15 protein-coding genes are annotated in these 16,931 nt (G+C 72.6%); 9 read left to right on the plus strand and 6 right to left on the minus strand.

Translation table 11 applies throughout. The annotated features are described in order from the left end of the window. Nucleotides 1–90: 90 nt before the first annotated feature. Nucleotides 91–942 (minus strand): neutral zinc metallopeptidase, encoded by an 852-nt coding sequence (locus ABD999_RS01125; protein ID WP_271277583.1) that lies wholly within the window; start codon nt 940–942, stop codon nt 91–93. 148 nt (nt 943–1,090) lie between these two features. Here ABD999_RS01125 and dxs point away from each other — a divergent pair, with 148 nt between their 5' ends. Together dxs and ABD999_RS01135 are read left to right on the plus strand one after the other, a co-directional pair. Further along, nucleotides 1,091–2,971, plus strand: coding sequence for a 1-deoxy-D-xylulose-5-phosphate synthase (dxs, locus tag ABD999_RS01130; RefSeq protein WP_246639193.1), 1,881 nt, complete (start codon nt 1,091–1,093; stop codon nt 2,969–2,971). 78 nt (nt 2,972–3,049) lie between these two features. Next, nucleotides 3,050–4,516 (plus strand): amino acid permease, encoded by a 1,467-nt coding sequence (locus ABD999_RS01135; RefSeq protein ID WP_271277584.1) that lies wholly within the window; start codon nt 3,050–3,052, stop codon nt 4,514–4,516. A 36-nt stretch (nt 4,517–4,552) separates the two neighbouring features. On the opposite strand, the gene ABD999_RS01140 is transcribed toward ABD999_RS01135, so the two are convergent. The 5 genes from ABD999_RS01140 to ABD999_RS01160 form a co-directional block, all read right to left on the minus strand. Continuing rightward, nucleotides 4,553–4,933 (minus strand): SSI family serine proteinase inhibitor, encoded by a 381-nt coding sequence (locus ABD999_RS01140; protein WP_148030347.1) that lies wholly within the window; start codon nt 4,931–4,933, stop codon nt 4,553–4,555. A gap of 94 nt (nt 4,934–5,027) precedes the next feature. Beyond that, the gene (locus ABD999_RS01145) at nt 5,028–7,133 is read right to left on the minus strand and encodes a 3-hydroxyacyl-CoA dehydrogenase NAD-binding domain-containing protein (RefSeq protein WP_271277585.1); all 2,106 of its coding nucleotides are present in this window, start codon (nt 7,131–7,133) and stop codon (nt 5,028–5,030) included. After that, complete coding sequence (locus ABD999_RS01150) at nt 7,130–8,314, minus strand: thiolase family protein (protein WP_219543167.1); 1,185 nt, start codon at nt 8,312–8,314, stop codon at nt 7,130–7,132. Before ABD999_RS01150 ends, ABD999_RS01145 begins: the two co-directional genes overlap by 4 nt. A gap of 39 nt (nt 8,315–8,353) precedes the next feature. After that, entirely contained in the window at nt 8,354–9,139 is a 786-nt protein-coding gene (locus ABD999_RS01155) for a hypothetical protein (protein ID WP_271277586.1), read from the minus strand. A gap of 156 nt (nt 9,140–9,295) precedes the next feature. Beyond that, the gene (locus tag ABD999_RS01160) at nt 9,296–10,027 is read right to left on the minus strand and encodes an SDR family NAD(P)-dependent oxidoreductase (protein ID WP_271277587.1); all 732 of its coding nucleotides are present in this window, start codon (nt 10,025–10,027) and stop codon (nt 9,296–9,298) included. Nucleotides 10,028–10,103: 76 nt separating this feature from the next. Here ABD999_RS01160 and ABD999_RS01165 point away from each other — a divergent pair, with 76 nt between their 5' ends. From ABD999_RS01165 to ABD999_RS01195, 7 genes are all read left to right on the plus strand, one after another. Beyond that, the gene (locus ABD999_RS01165) at nt 10,104–10,670 is read left to right on the plus strand and encodes a TetR family transcriptional regulator (protein WP_219543170.1); all 567 of its coding nucleotides are present in this window, start codon (nt 10,104–10,106) and stop codon (nt 10,668–10,670) included. Nucleotides 10,671–10,827: 157 nt separating this feature from the next. Beyond that, entirely contained in the window at nt 10,828–12,033 is a 1,206-nt protein-coding gene (locus ABD999_RS01170) for a hypothetical protein (protein ID WP_271277588.1), read from the plus strand. A gap of 69 nt (nt 12,034–12,102) precedes the next feature. Then, complete coding sequence (locus ABD999_RS01175) at nt 12,103–13,095, plus strand: LacI family DNA-binding transcriptional regulator (protein ID WP_148030353.1); 993 nt, start codon at nt 12,103–12,105, stop codon at nt 13,093–13,095. A 16-nt stretch (nt 13,096–13,111) separates the two neighbouring features. Beyond that, nucleotides 13,112–13,885 carry a sugar phosphate isomerase/epimerase family protein gene (locus tag ABD999_RS01180; RefSeq protein ID WP_271277589.1) on the plus strand — a complete coding sequence of 258 codons (774 nt, stop codon included), beginning with the start codon at nt 13,112–13,114 and terminating at the stop codon, nt 13,883–13,885. A 42-nt stretch (nt 13,886–13,927) separates the two neighbouring features. Beyond that, on the plus strand, nt 13,928–14,128 hold the full coding sequence (locus tag ABD999_RS01185) for a hypothetical protein (RefSeq protein ID WP_271277590.1): 201 nt from the start codon (nt 13,928–13,930) through the stop codon (nt 14,126–14,128). Nucleotides 14,129–14,295: 167 nt separating this feature from the next. Further along, nucleotides 14,296–15,924 carry a phospholipase D family protein gene (locus ABD999_RS01190; protein ID WP_271277591.1) on the plus strand — a complete coding sequence of 543 codons (1,629 nt, stop codon included), beginning with the start codon at nt 14,296–14,298 and terminating at the stop codon, nt 15,922–15,924. A 69-nt stretch (nt 15,925–15,993) separates the two neighbouring features. Beyond that, the gene (locus tag ABD999_RS01195) at nt 15,994–16,920 is read left to right on the plus strand and encodes an alkaline phosphatase family protein (protein ID WP_271277592.1); all 927 of its coding nucleotides are present in this window, start codon (nt 15,994–15,996) and stop codon (nt 16,918–16,920) included. Nucleotides 16,921–16,931: the final 11 nt, after the last annotated feature.

The following is a 16,931-nucleotide window of genomic DNA, read 5'->3' on the forward strand; positions in this document are numbered from 1 at the left end:
AGACCAGTTCATGGTGTTTTGTTTACGCAACCTTGGCATTCGGCCGTGGAAGGCACGGCCGCGCCGGTGACGCGGCCGTGTGTCACGACGTCAGGCGACCGCCCTGGAGGACGCCTTCCAGGTGTTGCAGGAGCCCGGCTGCGCGGAGTTGTAGCCCCGCTCCATCCAGGCAGCCTGGCTCCGGCCCTTGCCGTGGTCGTTCTGCGCCCAGCCCTTGTGGCCGTTCTCGCGGAACCAGTTCACGGTGTGGTCCCAGTGCTCCTGGGGAACCGGCAGCGAGTGGGCGATCGTCCGCATGAAGACCGCGGAGAAGCACTCGGCCTGGAGCTCGTGGCGGCGCGACAGCTGCAGCTGGGCCGAACGGCTGGCCCGCTGCCTGGCCTGGAAGTAGTAGTTCGAGATGCCGGCCAGCTGCTGGACGTGGTGGCCGTACTCGTGGGCCATCAGCCGGGCGATGCCGACCGCGAACGGGTCGCGCAGCTCGCGCTTGGTGATCAGCATGTACATGGTGCGGTCGGCGCTGCAGTACACGCCGGCGGCGCCCGAGACCCAGCGCCCGCAGGCGTTGTTGACCTTCCTGGTGACGATGCGCAGCCTCGGCTTGCTGAAGCGCAGGTTCGCCTTGCGGAACTGGGTGGCCCACGCCTTGTTCAGGCAGTTCGTCATCCGCTGGAGGAAGCGCTTGTACGCGGCCGTGCTGCCCCGCTGGATCTCGCCCGGCGAGCAGTTGGTGGCGGCCAGGCGGCCGGTCCGGTAGAGCCGGCTGTTCGTCGCCGCGGACTTGGGGGCGGCCTGCAGGGCCGCGACCTGCTGCGCCGCCGCGGGCCGGCTCGTGACCTGCTGGACCCCGGGCTGGGCGCTGTGCGTCTGTGCGACCGCCGTCCCCGTGCCGGCCAGCGTGATGACCACGCCGGCCGCCGTGAGTGACGCCAGTTTCTTCATGGGGAGAGTGTTCATAATGTGCCAAAGACTAGGTCAAGAGCTGACAAATGTGGGTGGATTTAAGTCGATGGGTCTAGTGCGGCATCGGCGAACTAGACTCGTCCCAGTCGGCGAACAAGAGCAGAGGGGAGCCGAATCCGTGAGCGGGTTGCTGGGCTCGATCAAGGGACCGCACGACGTCAAACGGCTCGCGGCGGGAGACCTGCCGCTGCTGGCGGGTGAGATTCGCGACCTGCTCGTCGACTCGTGCGCGCGCTTCGGCGGCCACCTCGGCCCCAACCTCGGTGTGGTGGAACTCACCATCGCGATCCACCGCGTCTTCGACTCGCCGCGCGACCCGGTCATCTGGGACACCGGTCATCAGGCGTACGTGCACAAGCTGCTCACCGGCCGGGTGGCCGGCTTCGGCGCGCTCAAGCAGGAGGGCGGCCTGTCGGGCTACCCCAGCCAGGCCGAGTCCGAGCACGACTTCGTGGAGAACTCCCACGCCTCCACCGCCCTGTCCTACGCCGACGGCCTGGCCAAGGCGTTCAAGCTGCGCGGCGAGCGCGACCGCACCGCCGTCGCGGTGATCGGCGACGGCGCGCTCACCGGGGGCATGGCCTGGGAGGCGCTCAACAACATCGCCGCCGTCAAGGACCTGCCGGTCGTCATCGTGGTCAACGACAACGGGCGCTCCTACTCGCCGACCATCGGCGGCCTCGCCTCCCACCTGTCGTCGCTGCGCGTCGACCGCCGCTACGAGGACGCGCTGGAGTTCGTGAAGGAGAAGCTCGGGAACGTTCCCGTGCTCTACGACGCCCTCCACGGCCTCAAGAAGGGCGTCAAGGACGCCATCGCCCCGCAGGTCATGTTCGAGGACCTCGGCCTCAAGTACGTCGGCCCCATCGACGGCCACGACGAGCAGGCCATGGAGGCGGCGCTGCGCAGAGCCCGCGGCTTCCGCGGCCCGGTCATCGTGCACGCGCTCACCCAGAAGGGCCGCGGCTACAGCCCGGCGGAGAACCACGACGAGGACCAGTTCCACTCGCCGGGCGCCTTCGACCGCGCCACCGGCGCCGAGAAGCCCAAGGGCCGCATCTGGACCGACGTGTTCAGCGACGAGCTGGTCCGGCTCGGCAAGGAGCGCGAGGACGTGGTCGCGATCACCGCCGCGATGCTCCACCCGACCGGCCTGGCGCGCTTCGCCGACGCCTTCCCCGACCGCACCTACGACGTCGGCATCGCCGAGCAGCACGCCCTGACCAGCGCCGCCGGCCTGGCCATGGGCGGACTCCACCCGGTCGTGGCCGTCTACGCCACCTTCCTCAACCGCGCCTTCGACCAGCTCCTCATGGACGTCGCCCTGCACCGGCTGCCCGTCACCGTGGCGCTCGACCGGGCCGGCGTGACCGGCGACGACGGCGCCAGCCACAACGGCATGTGGGACCTCTCCATCCTCCAGGTCGTGCCCGGCCTGCGGCTCGCCGTCCCGCGCGACGGCGAGCGGCTGACCGAGCTGCTGCGCGAGGCGGTGGCCGTCACCGACGGGCCGACCGTGCTGCGCTTCCCCAAGGGCCCCGTCGCCGAGGCGATCGAGCCCGTACGCAAGCTCGGCGGCATGGACGTCCTGCGCGACCCCGATACCTCCGACCCCGACGTGCTGCTGGTCGGCGTGGGCCCGATGGCGCACGTCTGCCTGGAGGCCGCCACCCTGCTCGACGCGCAGGGCATCAGCGCCACGGTGGTCGACCCGCGCTGGGTCAAGCCGCTCGACGAGGCCCTGATCGGCGCGGCGGCCGGACGCCGGCTCGTCGCCGTCGTCGAGGACAACGGCCGGGTCGGCGGCGTGGGCGACGCGGTCTCGCGGCTGCTGCGCGACGCCGACGTCGACGTGCCCGTGCGCAACTTCGGCATCCCGCAGCGCTTCCTCGACCACGCCAAGCGGGCCGTCATCCTCGGCCGGATCGGACTCAACGGCCAGGACCTCGCCCGCCAGATCACCGAGGCGGTCGCCAAGCGCAGCTCGCAGGTCGTCAGTCCTTCGTAGGAGAGCCTTCCCGGGTTACGCTCACGTGAGATTCCGCACCTCGCATGATCGCCCCGGACCCGGGAAGGATCACCGACCGTGGACATCTTTCGCACGAAGAGTGTCGAGCAGTCGATCCGTGACACCGAGGCGCCCGAGCACCGGCTCCGCAAGCGTCTCACCGCCGTCGACCTGACGGTCTTCGGCATCGGTGTGATCATCGGCACCGGCATCTTCGTGCTGACCGGTCAGGTCGCCAGGGAGATGGCCGGGCCGGCGGTGGCGATCTCGTTCGTGGTGGCCGGGGTGGTGTGCGGGCTGGCCGCGCTGTGCTACGCGGAGTTCGCCTCCACGATCCCCGTGGCCGGATCGGCCTACACCTTCTCCTTCGCCACGCTGGGCGAGTTCCCCGCCTGGATCATCGGCTGGGACCTGCTGCTGGAGATGGCGCTGGCAGCCGCCGTGGTCGCCGTCGGCTGGTCGGGCTATTTCAGCGCGCTGCTCACCTCGGCCGGCGTGCACCTGCCCCCGTCGATCGCGGGCGAGGACCCCGTGGTGGACGTGCCCGCGATGGCCGTCGTGCTCATCCTCACCGCGGTCCTGATCGCCGGCATCAAGCTGTCGTCCCGGGTCAACCTGGTCATCGTGATCATCAAGGTCACGGTCGTCCTGCTGGTGATCCTGGCCGGGCTGTTCTTCATCTCCATGGCCAACTACACGCCGTTCGTCCCCGAGCCGCAGCCGACCCCGACGGTGGAGGGTGTGCAGGCGCCGCTCATCCAGGTGCTCTTCGGCATCACGCCGGTGGCGTTCGGGGTGCTGGGCATCTTCACCGCCGCGGCCATTGTGTTCTTCGCCTTCATCGGCTTCGACATCGTGGCCACCGCCGCGGAGGAGACCATCGAGCCGCAGCGCGCCCTGCCGCGCGGCATCCTCGGCTCGCTGGTGATCTGCACGCTGCTGTACGTGGCGGTCTCGCTGGTGGTGGTGGGCATGCAGCCCTACACGGAGCTGAGCACCGCCGCGCCGCTGGCCGACGCGTTCACCGCGGTCGGGCAGCCCTGGGCGGCGGCGCTCATCAGCATCGGCGCGATCGCCGGCCTGACCACGGTCGTGATGATCCTCATGCTGGGGCAGACCCGCGTGCTGTTCGCCATGTGCCGCGACGGGCTGCTGCCGCGCCCGCTGGCCAAGGTCCACCCGAGGACCGGCACGCCCGCGCTGCTCACCGCGATCGTCGGCGTGGTCGCCGCCCTGCTGGCCGGGTTCATCTCCCTGAGCGCGCTGGCCGAGCTGGTCAACATCGGCACGCTCTTCGCGTTCGTGGTGGTGTCCGCCGGTGTGATCATCCTGCGGCGCACCCGTCCGGACCTCCCGCGGGCCTTCAGGGCGCCGCTGGTGCCGCTGCTGCCGATCCTGTCGGTGCTCGCCTGCCTCTACCTGATGCTGAACCTGCCGGTCGAGACCTGGCTCCGGTTCCTCATCTGGATGGTCATCGGCGCGGTGCTCTACTTCGCGTACGGCTACCGCCACAGCATGGTGGCCGAGCCCGGCCGGCGGTCGTGAGGGGCGGCCGGAGCCGCCCCCGCCGAGACCCGCGGCTCAGGGCGTGAAGAGCGCCCCGCCTGCCGACTTCATCAGGCACGCGTTCGAGTACATCCGGCCGAACGAGATCGGCTCGCCACGCCACCGGCCCGTCACGACCACGGCGGCGGGCCGGAACTCGCGCGTGCAGGCGGCCTTCGAACTGCCCACCAGCCGGGCCGGATCGCCGCCGGCCCGCGCCAGCAGCTTGCAGGCCGCGCTCGCCGACCGGTGGGTGCCGCCCGCCGGACGGCAGGTGAGCGTGGCCGTCCGCGTGGGACCGTTCTTCACCGTGACCAGGATCCGCAGGACCGCTCCCGGAGTGCTTGCCGCGACCGCCGGGGCCGGGACCGTCAGGAGGGACCCGCACAGCGCGATCGCGCCGAACGCCTTCATCATGATCTTTTCCCTTCGTAGCACACGGCATCAGAGGCTACGACGGAGAGTGACGACCGGAGGGGAGGCCCGCCGGGCGAGCCTCCCCAAAGGCAGGTCAAGCGGGGAGCGAGGCGACTCCCGGCGGCAGGAACCGTGACGGCGAGTGACCGGCGCGGTCCAGGTACGGCGTGATGCCGCCCAGGTGGAACGGCCAGCCGGCGCCCAGGATCATGCACAGGTCGATGTCCTGCGGCGCCGCCACGACGCCCTCGTCCAGCATGATCCGGATCTCCCCGGCCAGCGCCCTCAGCACGCGCACGCGTACCTGATCGGCGGTGGACGGCCCGTCCGCGACGCCGGAGCCGCCCGCGAACAGCGCGACCGCCTCCTCGTCCAGCGAGAAGTCCGGCCGGTACACGCCCGGCTTGCCGGCGGCGACCAGCTTGGCCAGGTTGGCCGAGACCCCGAACCGGTCGGGGAACGCCTCGTGCAGCGTCTCCGCCACGTGCAGGCCCACCGCCGGGCCGACGAGCTGCAGCAGCGCGAACGGCGTCATCGGCAGCCCGAGCCGGTCCAGCGCGTGCTCGGCCGTCTCCAGCGGAGTGCCCTCGTCCACGGCCCCGATGACCTCGCCCATGAACCGGGTGAGCAGCCGGTTGACGACGAACGCCGGGGCGTCCTTGACCAGCACCGACGACTTCTTCAGCGCCTTGCCGACGGCGAACGCGGTGGCCAGCGTGGCGTCGTCGGTCGCGCCGCCCCTGACGATCTCCAGCAGCGGCATGACCGCGACCGGGTTGAAGAAGTGGAAGCCGACCAGCCGCTCCGGGTGCGCCAGGTCCTCGCCCATCGCGGTGACGCTCAGCGAGGAGGTGTTGGTGGCCAGCACGCAGTCGGCCCGCACCACGGCCTCCACCTCGGCGAACACCTGCTTCTTGACCGCCAGGTCCTCGAAGACCGCCTCGATCACGAAGTCGGCGTCGGCGAAGGCGTCCTTGGTCAGCGAGCCCGTCACCAGCGCCTTGAGCCGGTTGGCCTGGTCGGGCGAGACGCGGCCCTTGCCGGCCAGCTTGTCGACCTCGGCGTGCACGTACGAGACGCCCTTGTCGAGCCTGGCCTGGTCGAGGTCCGTCAGCACGACCGGGACCTGCAGCCGGCGGGCGAACAGCAGCGCCATCTGCGAGGCCATCAGGCCCGCGCCGACGACGCCGACCTTGGTGACCTTGCGCGCCAGCGACGCGTCCGGCGCGCCCGCTGGCCGCCTGGCCCGGCGCTGCACCAGGTCGAAGGAGTAGAGACCGGCCCGCAGCTCGTCGCTGAGCAGCAGGTCGGCGAGCGCCTCGTCCTCGGCGGCGAAGCCCTCGTCGCGGGAGGCGGTACGGGCCAGCGCGACCAGGTCGAGCGCCCGGTACGGCGCGGGAGCGGCGCCGTGGAGCTTCATGTCGACCAGGAAGCGGGCGTCGGCGACCACCTTGTCCCAGTCGGCGGCGGTGTGGTCGGGGCGCTCGACCGTCACCTCGCCGGTGAGCACGCGGGCCGCCCAGCGCAGCGACTCCTCCAGGAAGTCGGCCGGCTCGAACAGCGCGTCCGCGACGCCCAGCTCGAACGCCTCGCGGCCCCTGGTCATGCGGTTCTGCGCGAGCGGGTTCTCCACGATCAGCTTGATCGCGTTCGCCGGGCCTGTCAGGCGGGGGAGCAACTGCGTGCCGCCCCAGCCCGGCACCAGGCCGAGCGAGCACTCCGGCAGCGCCACCGCCGGGACGCCCGAGGAGATCGTGCGGTAGGTGCAGTGCAGCGCCACCTCCAGGCCGCCGCCCATGGCCGCGCCGTTGACGAACGCGAACGACGGGACGTCCAGCTCGCCCAGCCGGCGGAACACGTGGTGGCCCAGGGCGCCGATCGCCAGCGCCTCCTCACGGGTGGTCAGCGCCGCCGCGCCCTTCAGGTCGGCGCCGACGCCGAACACGAACGGCTTGCCGGTGACGCCCACCGCCGCCAGGTCGGTCCGCTCGGCGATCTCCGACAGCGCGCCGTTGAGCGCGAAGAGGCCGTGCGGGCCGAACGTGTTGGGCTTGGTGTGGTCGAAGCCGTTGTCGAGCGTGATCAGCGCCATCGTGCCCGCGCCGCCGGGCAGCTCCACGTCGCGGACCAGGGCCTTGGTGACGACCTCGTCCGTGACGCGCTCGGTCAGCAGCGCGCGCCAGGTGTCAAGAGTGCTCATGCCAGGTTCTCCCAGATCACGGTGCCGCCCATGCCCATGCCGACGCACATGGTGGTGATGCCGTAGCGCACGTCGGGGCGCTCGCCGAACTGGCGGGCGAGCTGCGTCATCAGCCGTACGCCGGAGGAGGCCAGCGGGTGGCCGAACGCGATCGCGCCGCCGTACGGGTTCACCCGGGGGTCGTCGTCGGCGAGGCCGAAGTGTTCCAGGAAGGCGAGGACCTGGACGGCGAACGCCTCGTTGATCTCGATCAGCCCAATATCCGACATTTCGAGATTCGCCAGGCGGAGGGCGCGCTCCGTGGACGGGATCGGGCCGACGCCCATGACCTCCGGGTCCACACCGGCGAACGCGTACGAGACGAGCCGCATCTTCGGCGTCAGGCCGAGCTCCGCGGCGACGTCGGCGGCCGCCACGACGCAGCCGGTCGCGCCGTCGTTGATGCCCGAGGAGTTGCCGGCCGTCACGTGGCCGTGCGGGCGGAACGGCGTCTTCAGCGTGCCCAGCGCCTCCAGGGTGGTGCCGGGACGGGGCGCCTCGTCCTGGGTGGCCAGGCCCCAGCCCTTCTCCGCCGTGCGCACCGCGGTCGGCACCAGGTCGGGCTGGATCTTGCCGTCCGCGTACGCCTTGGCCACCTTCTCCTGCGACAGCACCGCGTACGCGTCGGCGCGCTCCTTGGTGATCGTGGGATGGCGGTCGTGCAGGTTCTCCGCCGTCATGCCCATGACCAGGGCGCTCGGGTCGACCAGCTTCTCCGACAGGAACCGCGGGTTCGGGTCGACGCCCTCGCCCATCGGGTGGCGCCCCATGTGCTCGACGCCGCCCGCGATGGCCACGTCGTAGGCGCCGAAGGCGATGCCGCCGGCGACCGTGGTCACCGCGGTCATCGCGCCCGCGCACATCCGGTCGATCGCGTAGCCGGGCACGGACTTCGGCAGCCCGGCCAGCACCGCCGCCGAACGGCCGATGGTCAGGCCCTGGTCGCCGATCTGGGTGGTGGCGGCGATGGCGACCTCGTCCACCCGCTCGGGCGGCAGGGCGGGGTTGCGCCGCATGAGTTCGCGGATGACGCGCACGACCAGGTCGTCAGCGCGGGTCTCCGCATACAGCCCCTTCGGCCCGGATCTGCCGAAAGGGGTGCGCACGCCGTCGACGAACACGACGTCACGAGAGGAAGGCACGGATCAGCTCCTCGTTGCTGGACAGCTTCCGCCCTTATGCTACTCATCAGTAACTACCGCGCACGCGACCCCCGCGGCGACCAGGGCGCAGATCACCACCGGATCGAGGTCCCACACCCTCCCCCTTACCCCCAGCACCCCGGTCACAGCCACCATCACCCCTGCTCTCCGTGTCACCGCCCGCACGCGCCCGAGGCGGGGACCCGCTCGATGCCTGGGCGCCCTCCCGCTCGTGGGGGCCGGAGGTCCGGGGGTGTTCCCGGCGAGCCGGGCGGGGTCCCAGGGGTCGCTGGGAGGTGTGCCCGGGTGGCCGACGCGCGCTGCCAGGTCACGGGCCCACCAGGCGGCGAAGCAGACCGCCGCTCCCGCCCCGGCCCAGCCGAGCGCCGTCATCGCGCTCTCCAGGACGGCGGCGAGCGCGGACTCCCCGAACAGGCCCGGCAGCGTGCCGCCGAGCAGCAGCACCACCGCCCACCCGCACGCCATGACCAGCCTGCCCACCGGCAGCAGCGGTGGGGGTGGCGGCACCGCGTACAGCTCCCGCTCCCGGCGCCGGGCGGCGCGCGCCCGCGACCCCCACACCACCTGCGTGACGGCCAGGGCGGCCAGCGCGCCGGCGAAGCACGCCAGCGAGAGCAGGGCGAGCGGCGCCGCCCACGCGCCGTCCGCCCGCTCGGCGAGCACCTGCGTGGCGGCCGGGAACAGGAGTGCGGCGGCCAGCGCCACACGGGCGCGGCGCCGCGCGTCCCGGACCCGCGCCCGCAGCGCCGCCACGGCCACGGCGCCGGGAGGGGGCGCGATCTCGCTCGTGAGCATGGTGGTCATGATGCGGGACAACGCTCCGTGACGTCCCGGTTTCGGCAAGCTGGAGTCACCGATCCACCCGACTCCCGAATCCGCGCCCAAGCGAGGCGGAATCGTCGGTGGTCCCGTCGGGTCGTGACCGGCCGTCTGTGTGAGTTGGGAACGTTGGGGGTGTCGTCAGGTTGTGACGCCGGCGTCCACGGGGATGGCGGCGCCGGTGATGTTGCGGCCGCCCTTGCCGGCCAGGTGGGCCACGGTCGCGGCGATGTCCTCCGGTGAGCAGTAGCGGCCCAGTGCGGTGTACGAGCGTTCCTCGTCGGCGCTCGGCCCGTCGGCCGGGTTCATCTCGGTGTCGGTGGAGCCGGGATGGACCAGGTTGGCCGTGATGCCGCGGGAGCCGAGGTCGCGGGCCAGCCCTTTGGTGAGGCCGACGAGCGCGGACTTGCTCATCGCGTACAGCGTCCAGTCCGGGTACGGGACGCGCTCGGCCAGGCTGCTGCCGATCATGATGATCCGCCCGCCGTCAGGCAGGTGCCGCGCCGCGGCCTGGGCCAGCACGAACGACGCGCGGGCGTGCACCGCGAGCACACGGTCCACCTCCTCAAGCGTGACATCCTCCAGTGGCCCGTACGGGGCGATGCCGGCGTTGCCGACCACCACGTCGAGCCGGCCCAGGGTGGCCACCGTGCGCTCGACCGCCGCCACCACCTCGCCCGCGTCCTCGGCCCTGGCCCTGATCGCCAGGGCACGCCGCCCCAGCGCCTCGGCCTCCGCGGCCACGGCCGCCGCCCGGCCGGCCTCGGCGGCGTACGTGATCGCCACGTCGAACCCGTCGGCGGCGAGCCGGCGGGCGATGGCGGCGCCGATCCCCCTGCTGCCTCCGGTGACCAGCGCGACCTTGCGTCCCATGATTCCTCCAATGAAGCGGAATGGATTCCGCTTGAGATAGTAACCGGAATCTATTCCGTTTGTCTCGGGTGGAAGGATGGACGCCGTGAGAAGCGAGCGCAGCGACGCCGCCCGCAACCGGGCGAAGATCCTCGCCGCCGCCGCCGGCATCGTCGCCGAGCGGGGGGTGGAGGGCCTGGCGATGGCGGAGGTCGCCGCCGCGGCAGGGGTCGGCGTCGGCACGCTCTACCGCCGCTTCGGCGACCGCTCCGGGCTCGCCTACGCGCTCATCGACGAGCGGGAGCGCGAGTTCCAGGCGGCCTTCGTCGGAGGGCCGCCGCCGCTCGGGCCGGGGGCGGAGCCGCGCGAGCGCATTCGCGCGTTCCTGCACGCCCTGCTGGAGCGTACGGTCGAGCAGCTCGACCTGCTGCTGATGGCCGAGACGGCCGCGCCGCTGGCCCGCTTCGGCGGCGCCTACCAGGCCCACCACGCCCACCTGGCGATGTTGGTCGCGCAGGCGGCGCCCGGCGCCGACGCCGCCCCGCTGGCCGACGCGCTGCTGGCGCCGTTCGCCGCGCCGCTGCTGGCGCACCGGCTGCGCGAAGGTGTGACGCCCGAGCGGGTCAGGTCCGCGCTCGACGCCCTCCTCGCCGGGATCCGCTGAAGGCCCTCCGGCGTCTCCGATGATGAGACGTCGAGTCACGGCAGGGGCCGATGTGACTGTGAGTAGTCTTCAGGAAACGAGTGAAATATCCGGACAGATGTTGGTTAAATCTGTTATGAAAGGTTGCACTCCGTATTCGCACTAGAAGAGGTTCAGCGTGGCGCGCGACGACAACGACAGGCCATACGACGACGGGCAGGGCAGGCCGGTGAACCCGGACCTGACCGGCGATGTCCTGTCTCCGCGCTGGAGCACGGATGACACCGACGAGCAGCCCGCCATCCAGGTCTCGGGCAACGAGACGTACATCCTGCCCCCGGACGACACCCCCGCCGGCGACCCGTACCCGGCCAAGGACGAGCCCTCCTACCTCGACGCCCCGTACGCCGAGAGCGGCTCGTACGCCGACAACGCCCCGTACGCCGACAACGCCCCGTACGCCGAGAACGGCCCGTATGCCGAGGGCACCCAGTACGCCGAGGGCACCTCGTACGCCGAAAGCGGCCCGTACGCCGCGAGTGGCGGTTACACCGACGACCAGGGCGCCTCCTACATCGACGGCTACCCCGACTCCCAGGGTCCGGTGTACACCGACGCCTTCGCCGAGAGCGCGGCCGGCGAGTACGCGGGAGACGAGCCGAGCGACCCGCGCAGGCCCGCCGACGACCCGGATGGGGCCGGTTACCTGCCCCTCGACCGGGGCTACGAGGAGCCCGAGGAGGAGCCCAAGCGCGGGTTCCTCGGCTCCGGCTGGACCGGCTCCTCCGGCGACGGCGACGACCACGGCAAGGACTACGGCAAGGACTACGACAACGGCGACGGCGAGGTGCGGCGCCGCACCAGGCTGCTGCTGGCCGCCGCCGCGGCCGTGGTGGTGCTCGGCGTGGGCGGCGGCTGGATGCTCACCAGCACCTCCTCCGACGACCCCTGCGCGGGCGGGCGGTGCGCCTCCGTCAGCGACCTCAGCTCGCCCTCCGCCGACGAGGAGGCGGAGACGGACGTCCCCATCGAGGAGGCGACCGATACGGCCACTCCCGAGCCCGAGGTCTCCGAGACCCCCACCACCGCGCCCACGACGCAGACCAGGGTCCGCCCGACCCGGACGGCCTCGGCCGAACCGGAGCCCGAGCCCGAGCCCACCCGCACGCGGACCCGTGCCGCCGAGCCGGACCCGGAGCCGTCGAGCAGGGCCACCCGCGCGCCGGTCAACGAGATGAACGAGGCCAAGGTCAGTGCCCGGCCCGAGCCGGACCGGACGGAGGACACCGAGTCGAGCGCGCCGACCAGTGATCCCGTCACCGACATGCCGCAGCCGGAGGAGACCAGGCGAGGCCTGCTGGACATCCTGTTCCCCTGGGGCTGAGACGTGTAAGGATGCGGTTCCGGACGCTTGTTTTCCGGCATACTGGAAACCGTTTTCCTGGAGGGTCTCTTGGTCACGCTGGAAGACGTCGCCAAGCAGGCGGGCGTCTCGCTCGCGACCGCCTCGCGGGTGCTCAACGGCAGCACCCGCCAGGTGGGCGCCACGCTGCGGGCGCGCGTCGAGCGCGCCGCCGACGAACTGGGCTACCGCGCCAACATCGCCGCCCAGACGCTCGCCCGCGGCGCGAGCAACGTCATCGGCATCGTGGTGCATGACCTGACCGACCCGTACTTCGCGGCCCTGGCCGACGGCGCCATGCGGGCCGCCGCCGGTGAGGGCCTGCTGGTGATGGTCGGCACCACCCACCGCGACCCCGAGCAGGAGATCGCGTACGTGTCCACCCTGCACGCGCAGCGGGTCCGCGCCGTGCTGCTGGCCGGGTCCCGCATGGCCGACCCCGAGGTCACCGGCCGTTTGGCCGCCGAGCTCGCCGCCTACCGCGCGAGCGGCGGGCGGGTGGCCTGCGTCGGCCAGGACCTGCTGGGCGTGAACACCGTCGCGCCCGCCAACCGGGAAGGCTCCGCCGCCCTGGCCCGCGCGCTGGCCGGGCTCGGCCACACCCGCTTCGCCGTGCTCGCCGGGCCGCCCCACCTCATGACCGCCGCCGACCGGTGCGCCGGGTTCACCTCGGCCCTGCGGGAGCTGGGGCTGCCGGAGCCGCTCGTCCTGCACGGCCCGTTCGACCGCGACGGCGGTTACGCGGCGGCCCGGCGCACCGGCGACGCGACCTGCGTGTTCGCCGTCAACGACGTGATGGCCGTGGGCGCGCTCGCCGCCTACCGGGAGCACGGCATCCGGGTTCCGCAGGACGTGTCGGTGGCCGGTTTCGACGACATCGCCACGCTGCGTGACCAGGTGCCCGCGCTGACGACGGTCCGGCTGCCGCTGAAGGACATGGGCGCGCGGGCGCTGGAGCTGGCGCTGACGACCGACGAGGGCGTGGTCGTGGAGCGGGTGGCCGGCGAGGTCGTGCTCCGCGAGAGCGTCCGAGACCTGCGGTGACGGGAGAACCCACCTGATGCGACTGGCCTTCAGCACCCTGGGCATGCCGGGCGCCGGCCTGGACGAGGCGATCGAGACCGGCCTGCGGGCCGGCTGCGCGGGGCTGGAGCTGCGGCTGCATCCCGACACCGGCGTGCACGCGGGGCTCGGCGGCCCGGAGCGGCTGTCGGTGCGGCGGCGCGTCGAGGACGCCGGGCTGGAGATCGCCGCGCTCGCCGGCTACGTCGGCGTCTGCGAGCCGGCGGACGACGAGGCGGTGATCGGGGCGCTCCGCGCCGACCTGGAGCTGGCCGCCGACCTGGGCGCGCCGGCGGTGCGGGTGTTCCCGCGCGGCGACGATCCCGCGCTGGGCGCGCGCCGGCTCAAGGCGGTCTCCGGTATGGCGGCGGCGCTGGGCGTGCGGGTGCTGGTGGAGACCCACGACAAGATGGCCACCGGGGCCGCGGTGGCCGCCCTGCTGGCCGAGGCCGGCACCCCCGCGACGGCCGGCGCGCTCTGGGACCTGCTCCACCCGTGGCGCCACGGCGAGTCCCCGGCCGCCACGCTCGCCGCGCTCGGCCCGAGCCTGGCCTACGTCCAGGTCAAGGACGCGGTGTCGGCCGCCGACACCACCCCGGTGCCGATGGGGACCGGTTCCGTGCCGCTGGACGAGGCGGGCGAGCTGCTCCGCGCGGCCGGATACCGCGGCTGGGTGTCGCTGGAGTGGGAGCGCGCCTGGTATCCGCAGGTCGCGCCGGTGGAGGAGATCCTGCCGGGGGCCGCCGCGTGGGTGCGGCGGTTCGGCGTCTAGACGATTGATTCCAAGGGGTGTGGGATATCCTTCTTCGCCGACGTGACGCACCAGATACTCGAACAAGACATCCACGCCAACGCGAATGACCTTCGAGTCATCGGGCGGAAGGTGATGGCGGGCATGCACGAGGAGATCATCGATGCCATCGAAGTGGGTAACCCCATCGCGGCGGCGGGCGCTGTCGACCGCCTCTTCGCGCGGCACCTGTGTGTGCCACGAGCCGTCGACGTCCGCGGCTGATACCGGCAACGTCGCCCCAGCCGCGCTGAGGGCCGGCGAGCCCTGCCTGAGAGCCGGCGAAGGTGCTCGCCGACCTGCCTGAAGGGGCAGCAGGGCTGGCGTACCGGGACGCGGGTGGCAGTCGAGCGCCTGGTCGAGGAGTGCGCGCGGGTCGACGTTCACGCGGGTTGACCAGGGACGACAAGGAAACAGCCGCGCAGACGCACATCACCGCCCCCGTACGGGGTAACCGGTACGGGATGCGGATCGAGGACTGGTTCCTGACCGAGGAGGAACGCGGCAACGGGGCGACCAGGCTCGGCCCGTGGACGACCGGCAACGACGTACGCCCGCTCGTCCACGGAGCGACCTATTTCGCCGAGCTGCGGGCCTGCGTCGAGCGGCTCGGCGAGGACGACCTGCTGCTCTTCGCCGACTGGCGCGGCGACCCCGACGAGCGCCTGACCCCCGACGGCCCGACCGTGGGCCAGGCGATGGCCGCGGCCGCGCGGCGCGGCGCCCTCGTACGCGGCCTCATCTGGCGCTCCCACATGGATCTGCTGCGTTTCAGCTCGGCCGAGAACCGCCGCCTCGGCAGGGAGATCGAGGACTCCGGCGGTCAGGCCCTGCTGGACACGCGGACCAAGCCGGGCGGCGCGCATCACCAGAAGTTCGTCATCCTGCGCCACGACGGCGACCCCGCCAGGGACGTCGCCTTCGTCGGCGGCATCGACCTGTGCCACAGCCGCCGCGACGACGCGGGCCATCTGGGCGACCCGCAGAGCTGCCCCATGCCCGCCGTGTACGGCCACCGCCCGCCCTGGCACGACGTCCAGGTCGCCATCCAGGGGCCGGCCGTCGCCGAGGTGGAGGCGGTCTTCTGTGAACGCTGGGAGGACCCCGCCCCCGAGACCCGCGACCCGCTGCGCCGGCTGCGCGACCACATCGGCCGGCTGGACGACGCCACGCCGCTGCCGAAGCCGGGTCCGCCTCCGCCGCCGGCCGGGCGGCACGCGGTGCAGTTATTGCGTACCTATCCGGCGCGGCGCGACCGCTATCCGTTCGCGCCGGACGGCGAGCGCAGCATCGCCCGCGCCTACCGCAAGGTGCTGGCCCGCGCCCGCTCCATCGTCTATCTGGAGGACCAGTACCTGTGGTCCACCGACGTCATCGAGCCGTTCGCGGAGGCGCTGGAGCGCGAGCCCGGCCTGTGCATGATCGTCGTCGTGCCGCGCCATCCCGACCAGGACGGCCTGCTGGCCGGCCCCGCCAGCCTGATCGGCCGCGCGGACGCCCTGGCCCGGCTGCGCGCCGCCGGCGGCGACCGGGTCGCCGTCTACGACCTGGAGAACCACCGGGGCACGCCGATCTACGTGCACGCCAAGGCCTGCGTGGTGGACGACGTGTGGGCCACGGTCGGCTCCGACAACGTCAACCTGCGCTCGTGGACGTACGACTCGGAGCTGAGCTGCGCGGTGCTGGACGAGCGGGAGGACCCGCGTCCGCCGTACGGCGCGCTGCGCTTCGCCCGCGACCTGCGGCTGACCCTCATGGCCGAGCACCTGGACCTACCCGGCGGCGAGCAGGACAAGCTGTGCGATCCGGCCGCCGCCTTCGCGGCGTTCGCGCGGGCCGCGTCCCGGCTGGAGGAGTGGCACCGGGGCGGCGAGGAAGGGCCGCGCCCGCCGGGCCGGCTGCGCCCGCACCCGGAGCCCACCCTGTCGAGGCTGCAGAAGGCGCTGGCCATGCCCCTCTACCGGTTCGCGGTGGACCCGGACGGGCGGCCGGCCGAGCTTCGGCGGTCGGGCCGGTTCTGACCGCTGCTGGATGACTGATCCCACACCCCTTGGAATCAATCATCCAGACGGGGGCGCTTAGATGGGGGAATGTCCCAGCTGAGAAACAAGGTGCTCGTCGTCGGCATGGACGGCCTGCGCTTCGACCGGCTGCGCGCGCTGCGCCCGCCGGTCCTGACGTCGCTGATGTCCGCGGGCGCGTACGGCACGAGCCTGCTCCCGTACGGGGAGGAGGACGCGCCGCGGACCGAGTCGCCCGGCGAGGTCGTCCCCGAGCCGCCGGCGGAGCCGGCTCCGCCCGGGGAACGCGTGATCAGGGCGCGGACCGACTCCGGGCCTGGCTGGTCGTCGATCGCCAGCGGGGTGTGGCCGGACAAGCATGGCGTGGTGGACAACGGGTTCGCCGGAGCACAGTTCACGAAATATCCGGACTTCTTGTCGCGGGCACAGGCCGCGCGCCCCGACCTGACGACGGCGGCGTTCTTCTCCTGGGCGGCCCTCGACGAGCACGGCGCCTTCGGCCGGACCATCGGCCACCGGCTCGTCCTCGACGGCTACGCGCTCACCTTCGCCGGCGCCGACAAGCAGGTCACCGCCGAGGCCGGGCGCCACCTGGCGGAGGCCGGCCCCGACCTGTCGTTCGTCTACCTGGGCGACACCGACGAGGTGGCGCACGAGCTGGGGCCGTTCTGCCCCGAGTACACCGCCGCGCTCATGACCCAGGACACCGCCCTGGGCGGCTTCCTCGACGCGATCCGCGCCCGGCCCTCGTACGCGGGGGAGCGGTGGACGGTTCTGGTGACCACCGACCACGGCCACGTCGACGAGGGCGGCCACGGCGGCGCCTCGGACGAGGAGCGGACGGTGTTCGTCATCGCCGCCCGGCTGGGCGCCGACCTGGGCGGCGTGCCGCTGGCCGGGCCGCGGCCGGTGGACGTGGGCCCGACGGCGCTGGCCCAGCTCGGCATCCCGGTGGACCCGGCGTGGGACCTGGACGGAGTGCCGCTGCCGATCTGAATGTTCATCAA

Origin of the sequence: Nonomuraea ferruginea, from assembly GCF_039540635.1 — a bacterium.
GTDB classification, from domain to species: Bacteria; Actinomycetota; Actinomycetes; order Streptosporangiales; family Streptosporangiaceae; genus Nonomuraea; species Nonomuraea ferruginea.